The organism is Convivina praedatoris, from assembly GCF_933208495.1.
Lineage (GTDB): Bacteria > Bacillota > Bacilli > Lactobacillales > Lactobacillaceae > Convivina > Convivina praedatoris.
Map to the genome: position 1 here is coordinate 1 of NZ_CAKOET010000008.1, position 19,950 is coordinate 19,950.

At 39.3% G+C, this 19,950-nt stretch carries 19 protein-coding genes; 12 read left to right on the forward strand and 7 right to left on the reverse strand.

What is annotated here, in order from left to right:
• Nucleotides 1-308 precede the first annotated feature (308 nt).
• Nucleotides 309-1,064, forward strand: coding sequence for a hypothetical protein (locus M4974_RS06955; protein ID WP_248706713.1), 756 nt, complete (start codon nt 309-311; stop codon nt 1,062-1,064).
• Nucleotides 1,061-1,765: a LytR/AlgR family response regulator transcription factor gene (locus M4974_RS06960; protein ID WP_248706712.1), complete on the forward strand. Its 705-nt coding sequence runs from the start codon at nt 1,061-1,063 to the stop codon at nt 1,763-1,765. The genes M4974_RS06955 and M4974_RS06960 overlap by 4 nt, the downstream gene beginning before the upstream one ends.
• A gap of 49 nt (nt 1,766-1,814) precedes the next feature.
• Here M4974_RS06960 and gyrA read toward each other — a convergent pair whose 3' ends face one another.
• From gyrA to dnaA, 6 genes are all read right to left on the reverse strand, one after another.
• On the reverse strand, nt 1,815-4,355 hold the full coding sequence (gyrA, locus tag M4974_RS06965) for a DNA gyrase subunit A (protein ID WP_248715878.1): 2,541 nt from the start codon (nt 4,353-4,355) through the stop codon (nt 1,815-1,817).
• A gap of 36 nt (nt 4,356-4,391) precedes the next feature.
• The gene (gene gyrB, locus M4974_RS06970) at nt 4,392-6,320 is read right to left on the reverse strand and encodes a DNA topoisomerase (ATP-hydrolyzing) subunit B (protein ID WP_248706714.1); all 1,929 of its coding nucleotides are present in this window, start codon (nt 6,318-6,320) and stop codon (nt 4,392-4,394) included.
• Nucleotides 6,321-6,455: 135 nt separating this feature from the next.
• Nucleotides 6,456-7,592 carry a DNA replication/repair protein RecF gene (gene recF, locus M4974_RS06975; protein ID WP_248706710.1) on the reverse strand — a complete coding sequence of 379 codons (1,137 nt, stop codon included), beginning with the start codon at nt 7,590-7,592 and terminating at the stop codon, nt 6,456-6,458.
• The gene (gene yaaA / locus M4974_RS06980) at nt 7,583-7,918 is read right to left on the reverse strand and encodes a S4 domain-containing protein YaaA (RefSeq protein ID WP_248706709.1); all 336 of its coding nucleotides are present in this window, start codon (nt 7,916-7,918) and stop codon (nt 7,583-7,585) included. The genes recF and yaaA overlap by 10 nt, the downstream gene beginning before the upstream one ends.
• A 209-nt stretch (nt 7,919-8,127) precedes the next feature.
• Entirely contained in the window at nt 8,128-9,261 is a 1,134-nt protein-coding gene (dnaN, locus tag M4974_RS06985) for a DNA polymerase III subunit beta (RefSeq protein ID WP_248706708.1), read from the reverse strand.
• A gap of 177 nt (nt 9,262-9,438) precedes the next feature.
• Nucleotides 9,439-10,809, reverse strand: a complete 1,371-nt coding sequence (gene dnaA, locus M4974_RS06990; protein ID WP_248706707.1) for a chromosomal replication initiator protein DnaA — start codon at nt 10,807-10,809, stop codon at nt 9,439-9,441.
• Between the two features lie 538 nt (nt 10,810-11,347).
• Here dnaA and rpmH point away from each other — a divergent pair.
• From rpmH to M4974_RS07020, 6 genes are all read left to right on the forward strand, one after another.
• Nucleotides 11,348-11,482 carry a 50S ribosomal protein L34 gene (gene rpmH, locus M4974_RS06995; protein WP_089939872.1) on the forward strand — a complete coding sequence of 45 codons (135 nt, stop codon included), beginning with the start codon at nt 11,348-11,350 and terminating at the stop codon, nt 11,480-11,482.
• Between the two features lie 113 nt (nt 11,483-11,595).
• Nucleotides 11,596-11,958, forward strand: a complete 363-nt coding sequence (gene rnpA, locus M4974_RS07000; protein ID WP_248715879.1) for a ribonuclease P protein component — start codon at nt 11,596-11,598, stop codon at nt 11,956-11,958.
• Complete coding sequence (locus tag M4974_RS07005; protein WP_248706705.1) at nt 11,942-12,784, forward strand: YidC/Oxa1 family membrane protein insertase; 843 nt, start codon at nt 11,942-11,944, stop codon at nt 12,782-12,784. The genes rnpA and M4974_RS07005 overlap by 17 nt, the downstream gene beginning before the upstream one ends.
• A 31-nt stretch (nt 12,785-12,815) precedes the next feature.
• Nucleotides 12,816-13,739, forward strand: a complete 924-nt coding sequence (locus tag M4974_RS07010) for a magnesium transporter CorA family protein (protein WP_248715880.1) — start codon at nt 12,816-12,818, stop codon at nt 13,737-13,739.
• A gap of 131 nt (nt 13,740-13,870) precedes the next feature.
• Nucleotides 13,871-14,038, forward strand: a complete 168-nt coding sequence (locus M4974_RS07015) for a hypothetical protein (protein ID WP_248706703.1) — start codon at nt 13,871-13,873, stop codon at nt 14,036-14,038.
• Nucleotides 14,039-14,084: 46 nt separating this feature from the next.
• Nucleotides 14,085-14,981: an alpha/beta hydrolase gene (locus M4974_RS07020; RefSeq protein WP_248715881.1), complete on the forward strand. Its 897-nt coding sequence runs from the start codon at nt 14,085-14,087 to the stop codon at nt 14,979-14,981.
• Between the two features lie 60 nt (nt 14,982-15,041).
• Here the strand turns inward: M4974_RS07020 and M4974_RS07025 are convergent, their stop codons facing one another.
• Nucleotides 15,042-15,293 (reverse strand): PspC domain-containing protein, encoded by a 252-nt coding sequence (locus M4974_RS07025; protein WP_248706701.1) that lies wholly within the window; start codon nt 15,291-15,293, stop codon nt 15,042-15,044.
• A 341-nt stretch (nt 15,294-15,634) separates the two neighbouring features.
• Here M4974_RS07025 and tyrS point away from each other — a divergent pair, with 341 nt between their 5' ends.
• From tyrS to M4974_RS07045, 4 genes are all read left to right on the forward strand, one after another.
• Nucleotides 15,635-16,894, forward strand: coding sequence for a tyrosine--tRNA ligase (gene tyrS / locus M4974_RS07030; protein ID WP_248706700.1), 1,260 nt, complete (start codon nt 15,635-15,637; stop codon nt 16,892-16,894).
• A gap of 488 nt (nt 16,895-17,382) precedes the next feature.
• Nucleotides 17,383-18,297, forward strand: coding sequence for an ABC transporter ATP-binding protein (locus M4974_RS07035; protein WP_248706699.1), 915 nt, complete (start codon nt 17,383-17,385; stop codon nt 18,295-18,297).
• A gap of 5 nt (nt 18,298-18,302) precedes the next feature.
• On the forward strand, nt 18,303-19,079 hold the full coding sequence (locus tag M4974_RS07040) for an ABC transporter permease (protein WP_248706698.1): 777 nt from the start codon (nt 18,303-18,305) through the stop codon (nt 19,077-19,079).
• 23 nt (nt 19,080-19,102) lie between these two features.
• Complete coding sequence (locus tag M4974_RS07045; protein WP_248706697.1) at nt 19,103-19,867, forward strand: ABC transporter permease; 765 nt, start codon at nt 19,103-19,105, stop codon at nt 19,865-19,867.
• Nucleotides 19,868-19,950 lie beyond the last annotated feature (83 nt).

Consider the following 19,950-nt stretch of genomic DNA (forward strand, 5'->3'; position numbering starts at 1 on the left):
GCTTATTCTCGCTTGTCAACAACAACTTTTTTAAGTTGTTCATCTCGCTCGCCTCGCAACAGAACTTTATTACTATACCAAGTTTCTTTTTACTTCGCAAGCTCTTTTTTAGGGGAGGTTTTTAGATTCTTTTATCACAATTCGAAAATAACGTAAAAACTTTAAAGAGTACCATATAGGCAAGTTTTTGTAGCATTACAATAATAATTCACATTAAAATCAAACCTTTTTTGATTAGTACATGTGATAAGATCTACATTTGTTCGTAATATAATTCGTCAGCTTAAACGTTTGGAGAGAAAAACTTGATGATTAACCAATTACTAACTGAATCAATTGTAACTGTTGATTCAGACAAACCACCGGTATTCGTACACATATTATTACTATTACTGCTCATAGTACTTATTGATATTATCACTTATCGACATTTACGCAATGAACTTGCTAAAAAGAATAAGGAACTTAATGCTATCCATAATTATATCAATCAGTTAGAACCGAATTTAGCGCATTATCGAAATCTACGGCACGATTGCAAGAATATGCTCACAAGTATTGATTTAACTTTAAATAAGGATTTAGCACCCGAGATTCATCAATTATCTGCAAAATTATTAAACAATTTAAAACATAAATATACCATTAAAAACTCTTTAGCCTTACATCAAATTCAAATTCCTGAAATTCGTAGTTTAATTTTAATGAATTGGTATGCTGCATCTAAGGCAGGAATCAACTTTGAAATCGGCATCATGACCGACTATTATTCGAGCCACTTTAATAGATCCAGTGATTTTCATCAAATGTTAAATGCCCTGATTGGACATTGCTTAACTTTGGTGGCTGGCCAGCCAAGTCCTACAGTTGGGATTGGTTTTATGAGAGTTAAAAATCATGAAAAAATTATCTTCACTGTTACTATTGAACGCAATCATGATTGCAATAGCAGATTTAACTCGTATATTGATAGATACTTGCGTCAACATCCTGAAGTTACCCTATTAACTGAGCATCGAAGCCACAAACTCTTCTATATAATCGAAGCTGGGGATCAATTATGAATTATTTCCTACTAGAAGATAATAAAATTCATCAGCGGTTTATTAAAAACTTGGTGTCCAATATTCAGATTTTTAATAAGCCACAAGATTTGCTTAAACGTGTTCATACTTTAAAAAGCAACTCGGCAAATATTTTTATTTTAGACCTTGAACTTGGTAACATGCCAAAAGCTGGTATTCTAACTGCCAATTTCATTCGCCAAGCCGATCCACATGCTCAAATTATTATTTTTACCAGTCATAGCGATCTTACTTCACTTTGTTTTGAATATCATTTAAGTGTTTTAGACTATATTTATAAAGGCGATGCACAAAATAAAATTCAGCAGCGCTTACTTGCTAGCTTAAAGAAAGCGCAAAATAATTTGCAGCGTTTAATTGAAGTTCAAGAGATACCAATTAAACTACCAAATGGTAGTCGTTTTCATAAAGTAGATTTAAATAATATTCTTTTTATTGCCAGTGAAAAAGGTACCCATTATTTGGAAATTCATGGCTTCAAAAGTTTAACTAAGATAAGAGCTAATCTAAAAGATATCCCTTCAATTCATAATCACCTTATCCAAGTCCACGCTGCTTACTGTATTAATAGTAAGCATATTCAAAGCTATAGCGCCAAAGACCATCATCTAACATTAAAAAATGGCATTCGCTTGCCAGTCTCACGCCCCTTTAATCAGATTGTCCGTCAATTGCTTTGATAATAAAAACAGCGTCCCTTTAAATCGGGACGCTGTTTTTATTATGAATTTATTCTTTAGTATCTTCTTGAGCACGATTCAGTAATTGTTCTACTTGACCCATAGCTTCATGATTTTGATCAGATAAATCAGTCTGATTGTCAGATTTTTCATCCATAGCCGGCGCTATTTTGGTTAATGTGGCTACCTTAGAGCCATCTTCTAATCGAATCAAACGTACTCCTTGAGTAGCACGTCCGGTTTCGCTCACCGTATCAACGCCAAATCGAATCATTACCCCCTGATCGGTGGTTACCATGATATCTTCATCCCCATTAACGGGAACCATGGCTGCTAATGGTCCATTCTTTTCGGTGACAGTAGCCGTTTTAATTCCTTTACCACCACGACCCTTAACTGGGTACTGATTGGCTGGCGTCTGTTTTCCATATCCCTTTTCCGTAATGACTAATACCTTACTATCGGGATTTAGAATACCTGCGCCAATAACAAAGTCATCTTCACGCAAACGAATACCACGTACCCCTGCGGCCGATCGGCCCATAACCCGGACTGTATCTTCAGCAAAGGTGGTTGAATAACCAGTATACGTTGCAATCAATACGTTTTGCTGACCATTAGTAATCAACACATTCAACACTTCATCACCATCACGAAGAGTCAAAGCTTTCAGCCCATTGGTTCTGATATTTTCAAATTCAGAAACAGCCGTGCGCTTCACCACTCCTTGACGAGTAACAAAGAATAATTGGTCTGGACTTTGACTTACTTGGCCAGCAACCTTAATGACGGTTTGAATTTTTTCGTCACCTTCAAAATTCAACAGATTAACGACCGGAATTCCCTTAGCCTGGCGGCCATATTCGGGTACTTCATAGCCTTTCATCCGATAAACTTTCCCCTTATTAGTAAAGAAGAATAACGAATCATGTGTTGAAGTAAAGACCATCTGATCAACAAAGTCTTCATCATTAACATTCATTCCCTGAACACCACGGCCACCACGGTTTTGCGCCTTAAATTCACTAGCGGCCACGCGCTTAATGTAGCCATTGCGGGTTAAGGTAATAATCACATCTTCTTGCTCAATTAAGTCTTCATCTTCAATGCTAGTTACATCCCCAACCTGCAGTTCAGTACGCCTTTCATCCCCGAAACGATTTTGAATGTCCAATAATTCATCATAAATTAAGCGATCAATTCGCTCTTCATGGGCCAAAATATCCTTTAAATCAAGAATTAAAGCGACTAGCTTTTGGTATTCATCCTCTAATCGGTCACGTTCCAAGCCAGTCAAACGAACTAGACGCATGTCCAAAATGGCCTGCGCTTGTTTATCCGATAGAGAATAACCATTAATTAAACGATCTTTGGCTTCGTCAGAAGTTTTCGAAGAACGAATGATGTTAATAATGGCATCAATGTGATCAAGCGCAATCCGCAATCCTTCTAGGATATGCTCACGGGCTTGGGCTTTATTGAGTTCAAAGACGGTCCGTCGCCGGATAACTTCTCGTTGATGCTCCAAATAAGCCACTAAAATCTGCTTTAAACTCAATGTTTTTGGCGCACCATGATCGATGGCCAGCATGTTGAAACCAAAACTAGTTTGCAACAAAGTCTGCTTATAGAGATTATTTAAAATAACACTGGCCGAAGTATCACGACGTACGTCGATTGAAATCCTTAGACCATCACGGTCAGATTCATCTTGAATGGCAGTAATTCCATCAATTTTTTTATCACGAACTAATTCAGAGATTCGTTCAATCAAACGGGCCTTATTAACTGCATATGGCAGCTCCGTAACAATAATTTGTTCGCGGCCATTTTTAAGTTGCTCGATATCGACCTTAGCTCGAATCATAATCGTGCCACGGCCAGTTTCATAGGCTCGTCGGATACCCGACTTCCCCATAACGATTCCCCCAGTTGGAAAATCTGGTCCGGGTAAGGCTTCCATTAAATCAGCAGTGGTGGCATTCGGATTTTGCATCAAAATATGCAAGGCCGAAATAACTTCGCCTAAATTGTGGGTCGGAATATTTGTTGTCATTCCCACCGCAATTCCAGTTGCCCCGTTGACCAACAGATTAGGTATTCGAGCCGGCAATACTTTTGGCTCACGTTCCTCACCATCATAATTTGGTACAAAGTCCACGGTATTTTTGTTTAAGTCTCGCACCATTTCCATGGCAACCTTACTTAAACGGGCCTCAGTATACCGCATTGCCGCAGCACCATCACCATCAACAGAACCAAAGTTTCCATGACCATCCACTAACATATAACGATATGAAAATGGCTGAGCCATACGAACCATTGATTCATAAATGGCTGAATCACCGTGTGGATGGTACTTTCCCATAACATCCCCAACAATACGGGCTGATTTTTTATGAGGCTTATCAGGGGTATTTCCCTGCTCAATCATTGAGTATAAAATTCGTCGATGAACTGGTTTTAACCCATCACGAACATCCGGTAAAGCCCGAGCCACGATTACTGACATGGCATAGGACAAGAAAGATGTCTTCATTTGTTCTGACAAATGGATATCCCGAATTCGACTGTCGTGTTCTTCTGTCATAGTCTCCTACTCTCCGTAAACTCCACTTACTCAGTTTTAAACATCTAAATCTTCAACAAAGACGGCATTATCTTCAATAAACTGTCGCCGAGGAGGCACATCACCACCCATTAGCATGTCAATCACGCCATCAGCTTCTTGAGCATCAGCAGGATCAACTCGTAGTAACCGTCGATTAGCCGGATCCATGGTCGTATCCGCCAATTGATCGTAGTCCATTTCACCTAGCCCCTTATATCGCTGAACTTTAGGCTTAACGTTAGAGGGGAGTTGTGCAAGATAATCTTCTAATTCTTCATCTGAGTCTAAATAAGTCATCGGTTTATTATTCCCCAAGGCCACTCCATACAAAGGTGGCTGGGCAATATAAATATAACCTGCATCAACTAAAGGCCGCATGTAGCGGTAGAACAATGTTAGTAATAATGTTCGAATATGCGCACCATCGACATCGGCATCAGTCATGATGATAATCTTGTGATAATTAGCTTTGTTGACATCAAAGTCCTTACCAAAACCACTCCCCATTGCCGTAAAGAGAGAGCGTATTTCTTCGTTGGCCAAGACGCGATCCAATGAAGCCTTACCAACGTTTAAGATTTTACCTCGAATGGGTAAAATTGCTTGAGTCAGACGATTACGGCCCTGTTTAGCAGAACCACCCGCCGAATCACCCTCAACGATAAATAGCTCTGAAATAGCTGGATCTTTAGAAGTATTATCGGCTAACTTACCCGGTAAATTACCAATTTCTAAGCCAGATTGCTTACGAGTCATTTCCCGAGCCCGTTTAGCTGATAAACGAGCCTTTTGGGCCAAGATGCCCTTTTCCACAATTTGCTTAGCAACCGTGGGGTTTTCTAGCATAAAACGGCTAAAGGTCTCTGAGAACATTCGGTCAGTGGCCTGCCGAGCATCTGAGTTTCCCAACTTAGTCTTGGTTTGCCCTTCAAATTGTGGGTCAGGATGTTTAATTGAAACAATCGCCGTCATACCTTCACGGACATCTTCTCCGGTTAGTCCTTCGGCTCCCTCACGTAGTTGCCCATTTTTGCGAGCATAATCATTGATTACTCGGGTTAAGGCTGTTTTAAAACCAGTCTCGTGGGTTCCACCTTCGTAAGTATTGATATTATTGGTAAAAGTTCGCAGATTTTCTTGAATATCCGTCGTATATTGAAGGGCAACTTCAACCACGATTCCCTTTTCTTCGCCTTCAACATAAACTGGTTCTGGGAAAAGTGCTTCCCTTTCACGATTAAGGTAACTAACATATTCTTGAATACCACCTTCAAAATGGAAACTTTCAGTCACCGGCTCATCTGGTCGTTGATCGGTAATTGAAATACGAAGTCCCTTATTCAAGAAGGCTAGTTCACGTACTCGGGTTAATAGGGTTTTAAAATTAAAAACTGTCGTTTCCTGAAAAATGTCAGGATCGGGCTGGAAATGAACAATTGTTCCCCGCTCGATTGGCGCTTTTTCATCTAAAAGCTGCATGGGCGTGTGCACCCGGCCCGTGTGAAAATCCATAAAGTAAACTTTATTATCACGGACAACCCGTACATCTAACTTAGTGGACAAGGCGTTAACAACTGAGGCCCCCACACCGTGCAAACCACCAGAAACCTTATAACCACCACCGCCAAACTTTCCACCAGCATGCAAAATAGTAAAGACGGTTTCTAGAGCAGGCTTACCAGTTTTAGCTTGGATATCAACCGGTATTCCTCGTCCATCATCACTAACTGTAATAGAATTGTCTTTTTCAATGGTCACAGTGATATGACTGGCAAAACCAGCTAAAGCTTCATCAATTCCATTATCGACAATTTCCCAGACTAAGTGGTGCAATCCTTGACTTGTGGTTGTACCGATGTACATCCCCGGCCGTTTACGAACTGCTTCTAGTCCCTCCAATACCTGAATTTGATCGGCATTATAAGCACTGGCCTCTTCGTCCATGTGTCCAGCCTCTTGAATGATTGCATCATCTGTGATCAAATCATCAAGGGGTTCTTGTTGTGAATCTTGATTATCTACCATATTTTTCCTCTTACACAATATATGTATCTTAATTCAACTAACGCGATTGACCGGTCAGTACAAATGACCACTTTCTTTAACCTGAACTTGACCAGCTTTAATCTCAAAAATTTTTGGCTGCTCAATTAGCTGGCGGGTAACCTCACTCAAGGTAGGCGTGGTGATAAAGGTTTGCACTTTATTTTGAATGGCCATTAATAAGTGGGTTTGCCGGCTAGCATCTAACTCGCTTAAGACATCATCTAGTAACAAAACTGGATATTCTCCAGTTTCTTCTTGCATTAGGTCAATTTCGGCTAGTTTCAGGGCTAACGCTGCTGTGCGCTGCTGTCCTTGCGAGCCATACAAAGAAACATCATTTTGATTAATCAAAATCTTAAAATTATCACGATGGGGACCCACTAAAGTAGTTCCCTGTATGATTTCTCGCTTAGCTTGACGCTGCAAGGCCTGAGTAAAATTAGCTTCGATAGCAGCAACTTCCTCAATTACGTTTACCAAAGGAACATTGCTTTGGTAAATCAAGGACAGTTCCTCACTTTGATTGGAAATTTCAGCATGAATCGGTTGGGCTATTTCACCTAATTTTTGAATAAAGTGCTGTCTAGCGCGAATAACCTGAGTGCCAAATTGAATCAATTGTTCAGTCAAAACGTCTAAAAAAACCATGTCACTACTTTTTTTAGCTTGTATTTGTTTCAAGTAAGTGTTTCGTTCTTTTAGTACCTTGCGATACTGGCTAACTTGAGACAAATAGCTAACATTCATCTGCCCGAATTCCATGTCAATGAAACGACGACGTACACTCGGCGCACCTTTCACAAGTTCTAAGTCCTCAGGGGCAAACAAAATTACATTTAATTGGCCAATGTAGCTGGACAGACGGCTTTGATCTAAGTGATTAACACGAGCCTGCTTTCCTTTACGACTAAACTGCAAAGAAATCGGCGTAGTCCCCAACCGATTTTGCACTCGGCCACTAATTTTTGCCTTGGACTGCCCCCACTCAATTAAATCTTGGTCATTATTACTACGATGTGATCGTGCCAAGGCTAATACATAAATACTTTCCAGTAGATTGGTTTTCCCCTGAGCATTTTGACCTAGAAAAATATTGACACCAGATTGAAAGTCCAATTTCACCTGATCATAGTTACGAAAGTGGCTTAATTGTAATTCCTTTAGCTCCACGAAGCCGGACCTTTAGGTTGTTTAGGATGCTTATTGTTACGGCTTGATGGCTGGTATTTTCGCAAGATTTCTTGCTGCTCAGCCTTTTCTCGCAGCTGCTCTTTTGAAAAATTCCCTGCTACTATTTGGTAAATGTCCGCGCCAATCGTTACCTGATCACCTGGACGCAATTTTTTCCCGCGTCGTTGCTCGCTAACTCCGTTCAACTCAACGACATGATCGGCTAAATAGTACTTGGCCTGCCCACCGGACTCGATAATATTTTCTGATTTTAGCAATTGAGCTAATGTTATGTACTCACCTGTAATAGGAATCGTAATTGCCATGAAGTTACTCCTCCAAAGATTAATCAGTTACGCTTCTATTATAACATTCTTTTGAAAATAAAGCCCTGAAGGTGCCTAAAATGGTTTTTTGTTCTAGCTAATGGTTTTTTATTAATTTTAGTTAAAATTCAAAGAAAGCAAATTAGAGTCCTTTGCTTCCTAGTGCAAGTTGTTGAAATAAAAAAGCCTGCTCAAATGAGCAGGCTTTTTTAAAAAGTTCGAACCGGTGTGATTAGCTGTAATTGTTTATTATCAGTTTCCCCTTCTGGAATAATAATAAACGGCCGCAAATTAGTTGTGAATTTTAATTCCACTGTTTTACCATTTAGAACTCTTAAAGCATCGCGGACATAATCGGGATTAAAGGAAATATCCAAATCTTCACCTACAACACTTTTAACCGGTAAAGTCTCTTTAACTTGACCAATTTCTTGTGAGTTACCACTTAATTCGGCTTTACCCTGACTCAAAAGTAGTTGTACCACGTTGTTTCGACTTTCATGACTCAATAGACTAGCACGATCAATAGCACCTAACAAATGTGTCGCATCAATTTTCATCTCAGTTGCACTTTCGCTAGGAATTAAGCGATCAGTTTCTGGGTAATTTCCTTCCAATAGGCGGGAATAAAAACTCGTATGATCTAAATCAAAGACAGCTTGATTAGTAGCTAACTTAATATCAACCCGATCTTGTCCTTCTAATAATGGCTGTAACTCATTGAATGATTTAGCTGGAATAATAACATCTGCGTTCACCGTTGTTTCTGTACCCGTTAAAGTCACGATCCGTTGGGATAGACGGTGTGAATCAGTCGCAACAGCTTTCACACTATTGCCAGCTAATTCTAAGTGCATTCCAGTTAAAATTGGCCGACTTTCTTGACTTGAGGCCGAGATTTTAGTTTGACTAATTAACTCATTTAGTTGAGCTGCTGAAACTTTCAGACTTTGGATATCTTCCATTTCTGGTAAATGAGGATAGTTTTGAACGTCTTGTCCATTGATATTAAATGATGCTGAACCAGAAGTAATTAAAGCCTGAAGTCCTTCTGTTGATAGGGTTAAATTTTCATCAGGTAAGTGTTTAATAATATTGGTAAAAAATGAAGCAGGTAATGTAATTCCACCAGTTTTTTGAATGTCTAATTGAGCACTGGTATCTGATTGGAGAATTCGCGTTTCAATAGAAATGTCGACATTAGAACCAGTTAAGATTAATTCATCTTGATTTAGGGTAATTTTAACGTTTGTCAAAATTGGAATAGTAGTTCGAGATGAAATAGCCCGCATAACAATATTTAGGGCTTTGATGAATGTAGGACGATGAATTGAAAAATGCATGAGAAGCCTCCATTTATTTGGGATAGGTATTAATTTAAGTAAAGAATAAAAATAATAGTAATAATAAGGGGTGTGGAACCTGTGGAAAAGTAAGGTGGCTCTTTAAGATTAAGAAATAGCGACGTTGATAAGCTTGGGGATAAATCAGCTACTTATTAGATGTTATCCTCAGGAACTTTACTTGCCATTTTTGATCTCATTGGCCAAGTCTAATAATAACTCTTTAGTGCGTGGGTCGATTTCGGCTTTTTCGGTAATTTTATTGGTAGCATGCAAAACTGAAGAATGATCTCTACCACCAAAGGCTCTCCCAATATCAGGAAGACTTTCATCGGTCATTGTTCGTGTCAAATACATGGCTACGTGACGGGCATTAACCAAGTCTTTTTTACGGCTGGAACTTTTTAAATCGGCAACTGTTTGCATAAAGTAAGTTGCTACGGTCTCTTGGATACGATCAACAGTGACTTTTTGGCCGCGATCGATATTTAAATCGTCTAGAATTTGCTGGGCAGTTTCTTTGGTTGCTGGCTTATTCATGTAGCGAATTTTGGCTTCAAATTTATGGAAAGCCCCTTCTAGACTACGAACATTGGAATCGATATTTTCAGCAATTAATTCCAAAACATCATTTGGAATTTCTAGATTATCGGCTGAACTAAGATTTTTTAAGATAGCTACTCGAGTTGGTAAGTCCGGCTTTTGAATATCCATTAAAATGCCGGCTTCAAACCGTGATGTTAATCGGGTTTGTAAATCAGGAATGTCGGTTGGAATCCGATCCGAAGTCATAACAATCTGTTTACCATTTTTAGTGAGGGCATTAAAAGTATTAAAAAATTCTTCTTGAACCTTTTCTTTACCGGACCAAAATTGAATATCATCAATTAGTAAGATATCTACCGACCGGTAGGTTTTTTTAAATGCTGCAGTAGCCCCATCGACACTAGCTCGCAAGGAGTCAGTAAAGTCATTTAAAAAATCTTCAGCAGTTGCGTATTTAATCCTAGCTTGGGGGTTGGTTTTAGCATAGGAGTTCCCAATTGATTGCATTAAGTGGGTCTTCCCTAATCCGACACCTCCATATATTAAGTAGGGATTGTAAACTTTACCGGGTTGTTCGGCCACGGCTCGGGCTACGGCATAGGCGTTTTCGTTCCCTGAACCGGTCACGAATTTTTCAAAGGTGAAATCAGGATCGAGATCCGATTCACGTGAAAATGGCACACTTTGCTCAGTGGTTATTGTCGGGGATGGCGTTACAACGGATTCAGTTAAGGTAGCTGATATTTGAAGATCCGGTTTAATAAAGATACCGTCTGTAATGTCTAGAGCAAATTGAACAAAATCCATCGAATAAGCACTATTCCAGCGATTGATAATTTCAGAGGCTTCATCAACTGGCACTGATAGTCGTAAACTAGCGGCGGTTAATTCAATTGGGGTTAATGGTTCTATATAAGCAGAAAAAGAGACAGTTCCAAGCTTTTGAAAAAAACGCGCTTGGATTTGGTTCCAGAGTTCTTCCTTAGTGATTGATGCGGTCACGAGCTTCTCCCATTGATTAGTTAAGTTAAATAAAAGTGTATATAGGTGACACAAAAAATTCCCAAAAAGAGGGCACTGTAGATATTATAGCAAAAAGATGTCCTAACAAACTAGTTTTCCACAGATGGAATTTTAGGGAGATTTTATCCCCAGTTGTTAAAAAAGAAAATAACAAGCCGTGTATAATTAGGGGAACAAATGTGTGGGTTATCCACATAGGCACAGAGTTATCCACTTTTTAAGACCACTTGTTACCGGTTATCTTAAATTTATAAACATTATCCACAGATTAGCTTTCCATACTTGTGGATATGTGGATAACTTTTGAATAAGGATGTTAAAAATAATTGTTATTTGTTTTTTATCCACACGCCTGTTTGTTGTTTTGCATAAAACTGTTTATAACTTTTCTTCTTATTTATTGTCATTATCCCCTTCTTTCTGATTTAGATGCTTGTCACATCGGATATTTCATGATAGAATTAACTTCGAATTGCAAGATTTTGCAGGTAAAAATCTGAATGGAGGTGAATGACACATGAAGCGTACATACCAACCTAAAAAACGTCATCGTGCACGTGTACACGGATTCCGTAAGCGTATGAGCACGAGCAACGGTCGTAAAGTATTGGCTCGCCGTCGTGCAAAGGGCCGTAAGGTGCTATCTGCCTAATGAGGTCGCTGCAACGCAGTGGCCTTTTTTATTTTTTATTTTAATGAAAATGGGAAGATGAGTCGGTTTGAACAGCTATCAAATAGTGTACACGCAGATAGGAGCAGGTTTGGATGCGAAAAACTTTTCGAATTAAAAAGCCGGAAGAATTTCAGGCCGTTTTTGGTCAGCATCGTTCGGTAGCCAATAAGTACTTTGTGGTTTATCAGGCGGTAAAACCTACTCAAAAACATTTTCGCTTAGGCTTATCGGTTGGGAAAAAGATAGGGAAAGCTCATGATCGTGTCTGGGTGAAACGAAGAATTCGACAGACATTGTTGGAACTCAAGCCTGAGTTACCAGATGAGCTAGATATTTTAGTAATTGCCCGTCCAGCTGTGGCTGGAAAATCGCAACAATTTATTAAAAAACAACTGATCCATGCCTTTCGATTGGCTAGGATAGTAAAGGATGAAGAGCATGCAAAAAGTAAATAAGTGGCTTAAGATTATCGGTCCGCTACCAATTGGCATGGCAATTTTAGCCCTAGTTGGCATTGTAGTTGCTGGTTTTTCCTATTCAGGTAGTGTTGCGGGGACTGGTTTATGGGGCAGTATTGTTGCTGTATTTACCCGTTCAATTTTAGGTGCTTCCAATTGGTTTGGCAGTAGCTATGGTTTAGGAATTATTATCTTTACGATATTGATTCGTTTTCTAATTCTTCCTTTGATGGTTTATCAAGTGGATAGTATGACTAAAATGCAGGCCTTACAGGGTGAGATTAAAGTCATTCAGGCTAAATACCCTGGTAAGGATGCTGAAAGTCGTCAACTTTTGATGAATGAGCAGCAGGCGCTATATAAGGAACATAATGTACGGCCGTTTGCTTCAATGTTACCTTTGTTGGTACAAATGCCCATTTTGATTGCCTTGTATCAGGGAATTTTGAACTCGCCGGTGCTACGCTCGGGTCATTTTTTATGGTTGGAGTTAGGACAAAGAGATCCTTACTTTATTTTGCCAATTTTAGCCGCTCTTTTTACTTTTGCTTCGTCATGGCTATCAACGCAAGCCAATCCAGAACAAACGACGATTACGAAGTTAATGCCTTACATCTTCCCCGTAGTAATTTTCTTTACTGCTTTAAGTGTGCCGAGTGCCCTTTCGCTTTATTGGGTAGTTGGTAATATTTTTCAAACCATTCAAACCTTTTATCTACAAAATCCTTTTAAATTACGTCAGGAACGTGACGCAGCTCGTAAGTTGGAACGTGACATTCAGCGTAAGATGCATAAGGCCCGTCGCGGACGCAAGCATCGGTAATTATAGCTTGTATGTATAGGAGGGGGTTATCATGATTGAAATGTTAAAAGAGACACCCCGTTTCAAGTGGTACCATGTGACGAATATGACTTCTGAGGATGAGTATCAGTTGATTCATGAAAATCATTTAACTGATCAAATTCTCGGGTATGCTGTTGATAAAAACGAAAGTGTGCGCATGGAGTTTGACTCAGATGCTGATGAAACTTTGGTTATTATGGATGTCATTTCGGCGCAACCAGAGCCAGTATTAACCCGTCCGGTAGGTTTTGTCATTGTTAAGGGTGATTTATATACTTTTGCTAATCGAGCGACCGATTACATTAAAAAAAGTATTCTTGAGCCTGATAAAGATATGGTGCGTAATTCAGAGGATCAAATGACGGTGTTCGAATTTATGATTACCGGAATTTATCCATTAATGACCCAGTATGCGGATCAGATTACCGAAATTAATCGTCAACGGCGAGCTATTCAAGCTCAGTTTGGTAATCGTAAGCATTTAACTAAGCAAACTAACGATTTGTTACATCTTCAAATTCAGATGATTTATTTACAAAATTCGTTGGCTAATAATTTAATCATGTTTGATCAATTGCGCCGGGGTTATCAAAATAAGATTTCTGAACAAGATTTGGATTATTTAGATGCTGTACGGGTGGAAGTTGATCAAGCCAAAGACATGGCTGGACTAGCAATGGAAGTGATTAATGCTGTTAGTGATGCGATTGGTAATTTAGGTAGTCGTGATTTGAACTGGACGATGAAGGTTTTGACGGTTTATTCTATTGTCTTAACTATTCCAACGATGGTATCTGGTTTTTATGGTGAAAATGTTAAGTACCTCCCCTTTGCCGAAGGTGAAAGTGGTTGGCTGATTACGATTTTTATTACCCTACTCTTAATGGGTGGGGCCACTTATATTTTTTATCGATATGGCTTTTTACGAAAGTAAAGCGCAACGGTGGTTGGGCTTTTTTTGTTGCCCTTGATGGATAAAACTGGCGGTATTATAATCGACTTGTTTTTGCTATTATTAGGGATGTTAACTACCATTATGTATGTGATTATCACAGGGAGAATAAAATGAAACAAACTACTGTTATTACGATTATTATTTCTTTGCTACTTATGTTCCTTTCATTGGTAAGTTGGATCTTGAAGTCAACCGATTTATCGTTAATTGCGGCTAATTTGGCAACAATTGTACTGTTAATTGCCTTTATTTGGGATAACCGCAATAATTCTAACTGAGTAAATAGAGATAAACTGTTTCACGTGAAACAGTTGAGTGGTGAGGATGATGTTATTCAAAGATCACACATATCAATTTGAGCCAGTAGTCCTTGATGTAAAAACTGAACGGATTATAAAAGACTTACCCTATGGGCGGGGAGTACGCCACTATTTAGATTTGTACTTACCGGTAGGATCAGGCCCCTTTCCACTTATTATTGACTTGTATGGAGGTGGTCTATTACGAGGCGAAAAGTCATCTTATAAACTACATCCTAGTTTGCGATTTGTTGATGATGGCTATGCCGTGGCTAGCCCTAATTACAGTCTTAATTCGGTAAATTCCATTAATTTTCCTAATCAAGTTGCTGAAATTCGGGCAGTGATTGAATATTGTCAAGCACATGCTGACCAATATTGCTTAGACAGTAGCCGTTTCTTTTTAATAGGTGAATCTAGTGGTGCCCAATTGGCTTTGTTGGCGGGGGCTAGCTTTTCAGCTAAAACTAATTTGGGTCATATGCCTGGTAAAAGTTTTCAAACTTCTTTTCCAACAATTAGCGGCATAATTGGCCTATATGGCCCTTATGAATTAGATCAATTCCACCAACAGTTTCAACAACTAGCAATTCAACCTAAATTTCAGGAATGTGGTTTACCATTCTCGTTTGAAGGTATAGCGTTGGGGAAGAGAGCCCCTCATAAAGTACCTGAAAAGGTAGCTCAAGCTAATCCGTCTAACTATTTCACCACCAAAATGCCACCAGTCATGCTTTTAGCTGGTACGGCTGATCGAGTAGTCCCTTATTTACAAAGTGTTGACTTAGGTCGAAAATATCTAAAAATGGTTGGCCGACCGGCTCATACCCTATGGGTAGCCGATGCTAACCATGGGATTGCCGATTTTGATAACCCGACGATTCATCAGGCTAAATTGGATTTTTTGAGTAGTATTTGTTAAAAATGGATACAACAAAAGCCGTCTCAATCCGAGACGGCTTTTGTTAGTCATAATAATCTATTAATCATGATCTTCGGGGGTTACATCACGACGCACATCAGCATCGCTTGAATCAAGATGTTTATCATCGGGAATAAGCATCCAAGCCAATACATAGGCCAATGGTAGTGGGAAAAAGCCAACCATTACTGATAGGACAACAAATACCAAGCGAACTAAATTGGCATCCCAATCAAAATAATTAGAAATCCCACCTAATACGCCACCCAGGACGCGGTTACTAGTGGAACGAGCAAATTTCTTTCCAGTCATTAGATTTCTCCTTGAATTTAAGTATCTTAACTTTAGAAGGGCTCAGGTAGAAAGTCAAGTGATATTTATGGATTGAAAATTTACACTGAATTCTATTTTTGATACAATAGCAATATCATCTGTTGGCAAAGGGTATAAATAACGCGTATCAGAAAATTAGCGGTCGCTGAGAGCTAATCCGTTCTATACTTGAGTTACACAACAGGCATTCGATGAGCGGTGGTCACGTTATAGCTGACGAAGTGGTGGGCGTTTTTGCCTACAATTTAGGTGGTACCACGGTCTAGCCGTCCTAATCATGGTTGATTAGGATGGCTTTTTTGTATAAAAAGGAGAAAATAATGAATTTTATTGAAGATTTAAAGTGGCGTGGAGCCTTGAACCAGGTGACTGATGAAGCTGGTCTGTTAGAAGCAATGGATAATGGGCAAATTGGTGCTTATGTTGGGACCGATCCGACAGCGGATTCTTTGCACTTGGGCCATTTAATTCCTTTTATGGTCTTAAAACGCTTCCAAAATGCAGGTGGTAAAGCAGTTATTATCGTGGGCGGTGTTACGGGGGCCATTGGGGATCCCCGGCCTACAACGGAACGGCAACTGCTAAGTACGGGACAGTTGGCTACTAATGAGGTTGGCATTAGCCAACAAGTTACTAAATTGTTTGGTAGTGATGGCACCAAAATTGTCAATAATAATGAATGGTTGGGGCAATTAACTTTACCGGAATTTTTACGAGATTATGGAAAACTTTTTTCAATCAACGTGATGTTGAAAAAGGATGTGGTGGCTTCGCGGTTGGCAACGGGTATTTCTTATACTGAATTCACTTACCAAATTTTACAAGCGATTGATTTTCTACAACTATGGCGACGTGAAAATGTACGTCTTCAAATTGGCGGATCAGATCAGTGGGGAAACATTACCGCTGGAGTTGATTTGATTCATACTATTGAAGGAAATGGAGCCTCTGCCTTTGGTTTGACCATCCCACTAATGACTGATTCGACTGGTAAGAAATTTGGTAAATCAGAAGGAAATGCCATTTGGTTAGATCCTAAAAAGACTTCTCCTTATACTTTCTATCAATTCTGGTTTAATCAAAGTGATGCTGATGTGGTGAAGTATCTGAAGTACTTCACCTTCCTTAGTCCCGAAGAAATTGATGATTTGGCACAAGAAGTAGCTGAAAATCCTGGTAATCGTCTTGGGCAGCGCCGTTTGGCTCAAGAAGTGACCCGTTTTGTGCATGGACAGGCGGCAGTTGAAGAAGCCGAACAATTGTCAGCAGCGCTCTTTAGTGGAGATGTTAGTGAATTAACAACAGAACAGATTGGTGATGTATTTGCTGGGGTCCCTAGTTTTGATATTATGAATGAACCGCAAAATATTGTTGATTTTATTGTTGCGGCCGGCATTGATAAGTCTAAGCGACAGGCCCGTGAAGATGTTAGCAACGGGGCAATTCACGTTAATGGGATTAAAATTACGGATCTTGAAACAATGGTCGATCCAAGGGCCAACTATGATGGTAAATATGTACTAGTCCGCCGTGGGAAGAAGAAATATTTCTTGGGTAAGGTACAAGGCACTGCCCTTTAATTTATAGCCTTTGATTGGATTAAGTTGCCCTTTAAAATTTATATTTTCCGGCTAAACCAATTATTACTTTAATTTCTGTTTAATGTAGGTGGAATACAATTCATCTAATGATATCGACGAGGTATCACAAAGTGGTTATTTACTTAGCGGATGCATCTATAAATACTTCTCTCTAAACCTAATTTATACCTTCTCTCCCCTGCATCTGTTAGGTAACCCACTGCGAATATAAAGGCAATCTAGCTTAGCTAGATTGCCTTTTATTTTTATCTTACTTTAAGCTGATTTTTCTATAATTAATCTTAGGGATAAATTGGTAGTAGCTACTAGCGGTCTACTTTAAATTTGTACCATTTATTGCTATTATGAAAGTTATTGCTAATGGTCAAATTAGGCATGATACTTTTAGCCGTTAGATTAGTATAATAAAATTAGTATTATATTTAATAGGAATTAATTTTGTCGTAAGAACAGGAGATGCAAAAAGTATGGCGTTGCTAGAATTGAGAAACGTTTCAAAAAACTTTGGTCATTATAAGGCCATGGACCAAGTTTCCTTTAATGTGGAAGCTGGTCGAATTGTTGGTTTGATTGGGCCTAATGGGGCTGGTAAATCAACGACAATGCGGGCAATCACTGGTTTGATGTCTTATTCATCAGGAGATATTACCTTTGATAACCAACCAGTAACTTTCAGTAATCATAAAGCGCTGGATAAAATGGGTAATTTGATTGAGTATCCTTCCATTTACCCTAATTTAACGGCTTTAGACCATCTGAATCTATATGCCATGGAAACTAAAGAAGCAGTTAATATCCCAGAATTGATGCACCAAACTGGCATTGATGGGGATAAATTTGGTAAGCGTAAGGCTAAAAACTTTTCGCTGGGAATGAAACAACGCTTAGGTATTGCGATTTCTTTGGTTCGTAACCCAAAGTTGGTCATCTTAGATGAACCAATGAATGGATTGGATCCTCAGTCAGTTCACGATGTACGTGAATTAATTCGTTCCTTAGCCAACAAGGGTGTTTCCTTCTTGATTTCTAGTCACTTGCTGGATGAATTACAACGTTTGGCAGACGATTTGGTTATCATTAACCAGGGTAAAATTATTAAAACAGCCAGCATGGAAGAATTTCTGCAAAACGGTCAGACTCAGATTTTAATTAAGACTAATGATAATCAGGCTTTGCTGTCACTGACGAAAAAGTACAATTGGCAAGCTCATCTTGATGGTGATCGCGTTATTATCAACAAGGTTGACGGCATGACAGTCCAAGATGTCTTAGCTAAGGTTACGGAAGCTAAGTTAGAAGTGAAAACTATTAATACGGCTGAGGAGAACTTAGAAGAGCATCTGCTTAACTTGCTAAAAGATAATAAAAAAGAAGAGGCATAATCGCTATGCTGACTTTAATTAAACAGGAATATTTTAAAGCTTTCAAACAAAATCGGATGCATATTTGGTTGCTAACGATGTTCCTGTTCCCTATTTTTATTCTAGGTTTTTTCCCAGATCAACGGATGGAGACGGGTATCCTTAATTTGGGTCAGGGGCTCTTGCTAGTTAATTTACTTGGTATTATCCTAACGGCGCTTTTCACCTCACAAGAATTTACCTACGGGACGATTCGACCACTGTTATCACGTCGTTTTAATCGAGCGGTCATCTTTATCAGTAAAATTATTGTAATTTGGTCGAGTTTTATCGGACTGTTTTTAGCCGATTTTCTAGGAACTATGGTGGGAAAGGTCCTATTCGCCCCACAATTTAATATGAATTTACAATATGGTGATCCAACGGGCAATGGCTGGGAAGTTATTTTTAAAACGGTTGGGGAAACTATGCTCCAGATGATTTTCATCGCTGGTCTAGTCCTATTGGTGGTTAATATGGTTAAGACATCTGGGGCTGCGGTCGCTTTAGGCGTGATAATGGTGTACGGTATTCCGGCTCTAACCGCATTATCAAGTTTCTTGATTCAACAAGTCCCTATCTTAAAGTGGGGGCCTTTACAGGTCTTTTTGGGCATTCAAAACATTGGTCGCTTAGGTGGGCAACCCGACTTAATGTATCAAGCCTTGGGTCTAACCGTTTCACAGTTGGTGACGGCCTACTGTCTATATACTTTAGCCATCTATGCTGGTGCTTATTGGATTTTCCAACGGCGCAGTGTGTAAGTAACAAGTCATAAGGAGAAAATATGTTAACGTTACTCAAACAGGAATTTCTTAAATCCTGGAAACAGAACCGAATTTATATTTGGTTATTAATTGCTTTTATCGTTCCAATTGCTATGATTAAAATTAATCCTACTCCAGTTGAATTGTTGAGTTTTGGTGGTGGTAGTGCGGTGGCTTACATTGGGGCCATTGTTATGTCAGCCTTGATTTTTACCCAGGAATTTAGCTTCGGAACGATTCGGCCTTTGCTATCGCGTAGTTACAGTCGTGGTGCGGTTTTCCTTAGTAAGGTGATCTACTACATTGCTGCCTACTTGGTAATGTTGTTAGTAGCCTTTATCGCAACTATGATTGGTAAATTAATTTTTGCCAATGATATTCCAGCAGCAACGATGAAGTTAGTTTGGCCAGCCATGGGAACTTATGTAGTTAGTTCCATTCTAGACATGGCATTTGTGACGGCCCTAGTACTATTGGTAAGTAACATTGTTAAAAGTTCTGGAGCCGCTATTGGGTTAGGAGTTTTGATGATGGTGGGAACCAGTGTATTGGGAGCCCTATCGAGTTATCTTGTTAGCCTCTGGGAGCCATTGAAGTGGAATCCTTTGCAATTAGAACAGTTAATTAACTATTATGGCCGTAGCGGTGCTGATCTAAAAACCTTGAATATGATTAGTCAGCAGGCCTTTAAAACCGATATGTGGGTGCCACTATTGGTCTTTGGGCTCTATCTATTGGTTATCTATGTAATTGCTTATTTGATTTTTAAACGTCGCAGTGTTTAAAAATTATCAAGAGCTCAGCTTAGGCTGGGCTCTTTCTTTTTAACCTTTAAAGGTGCATACTGTGCAAGTAAATAAACGCATAA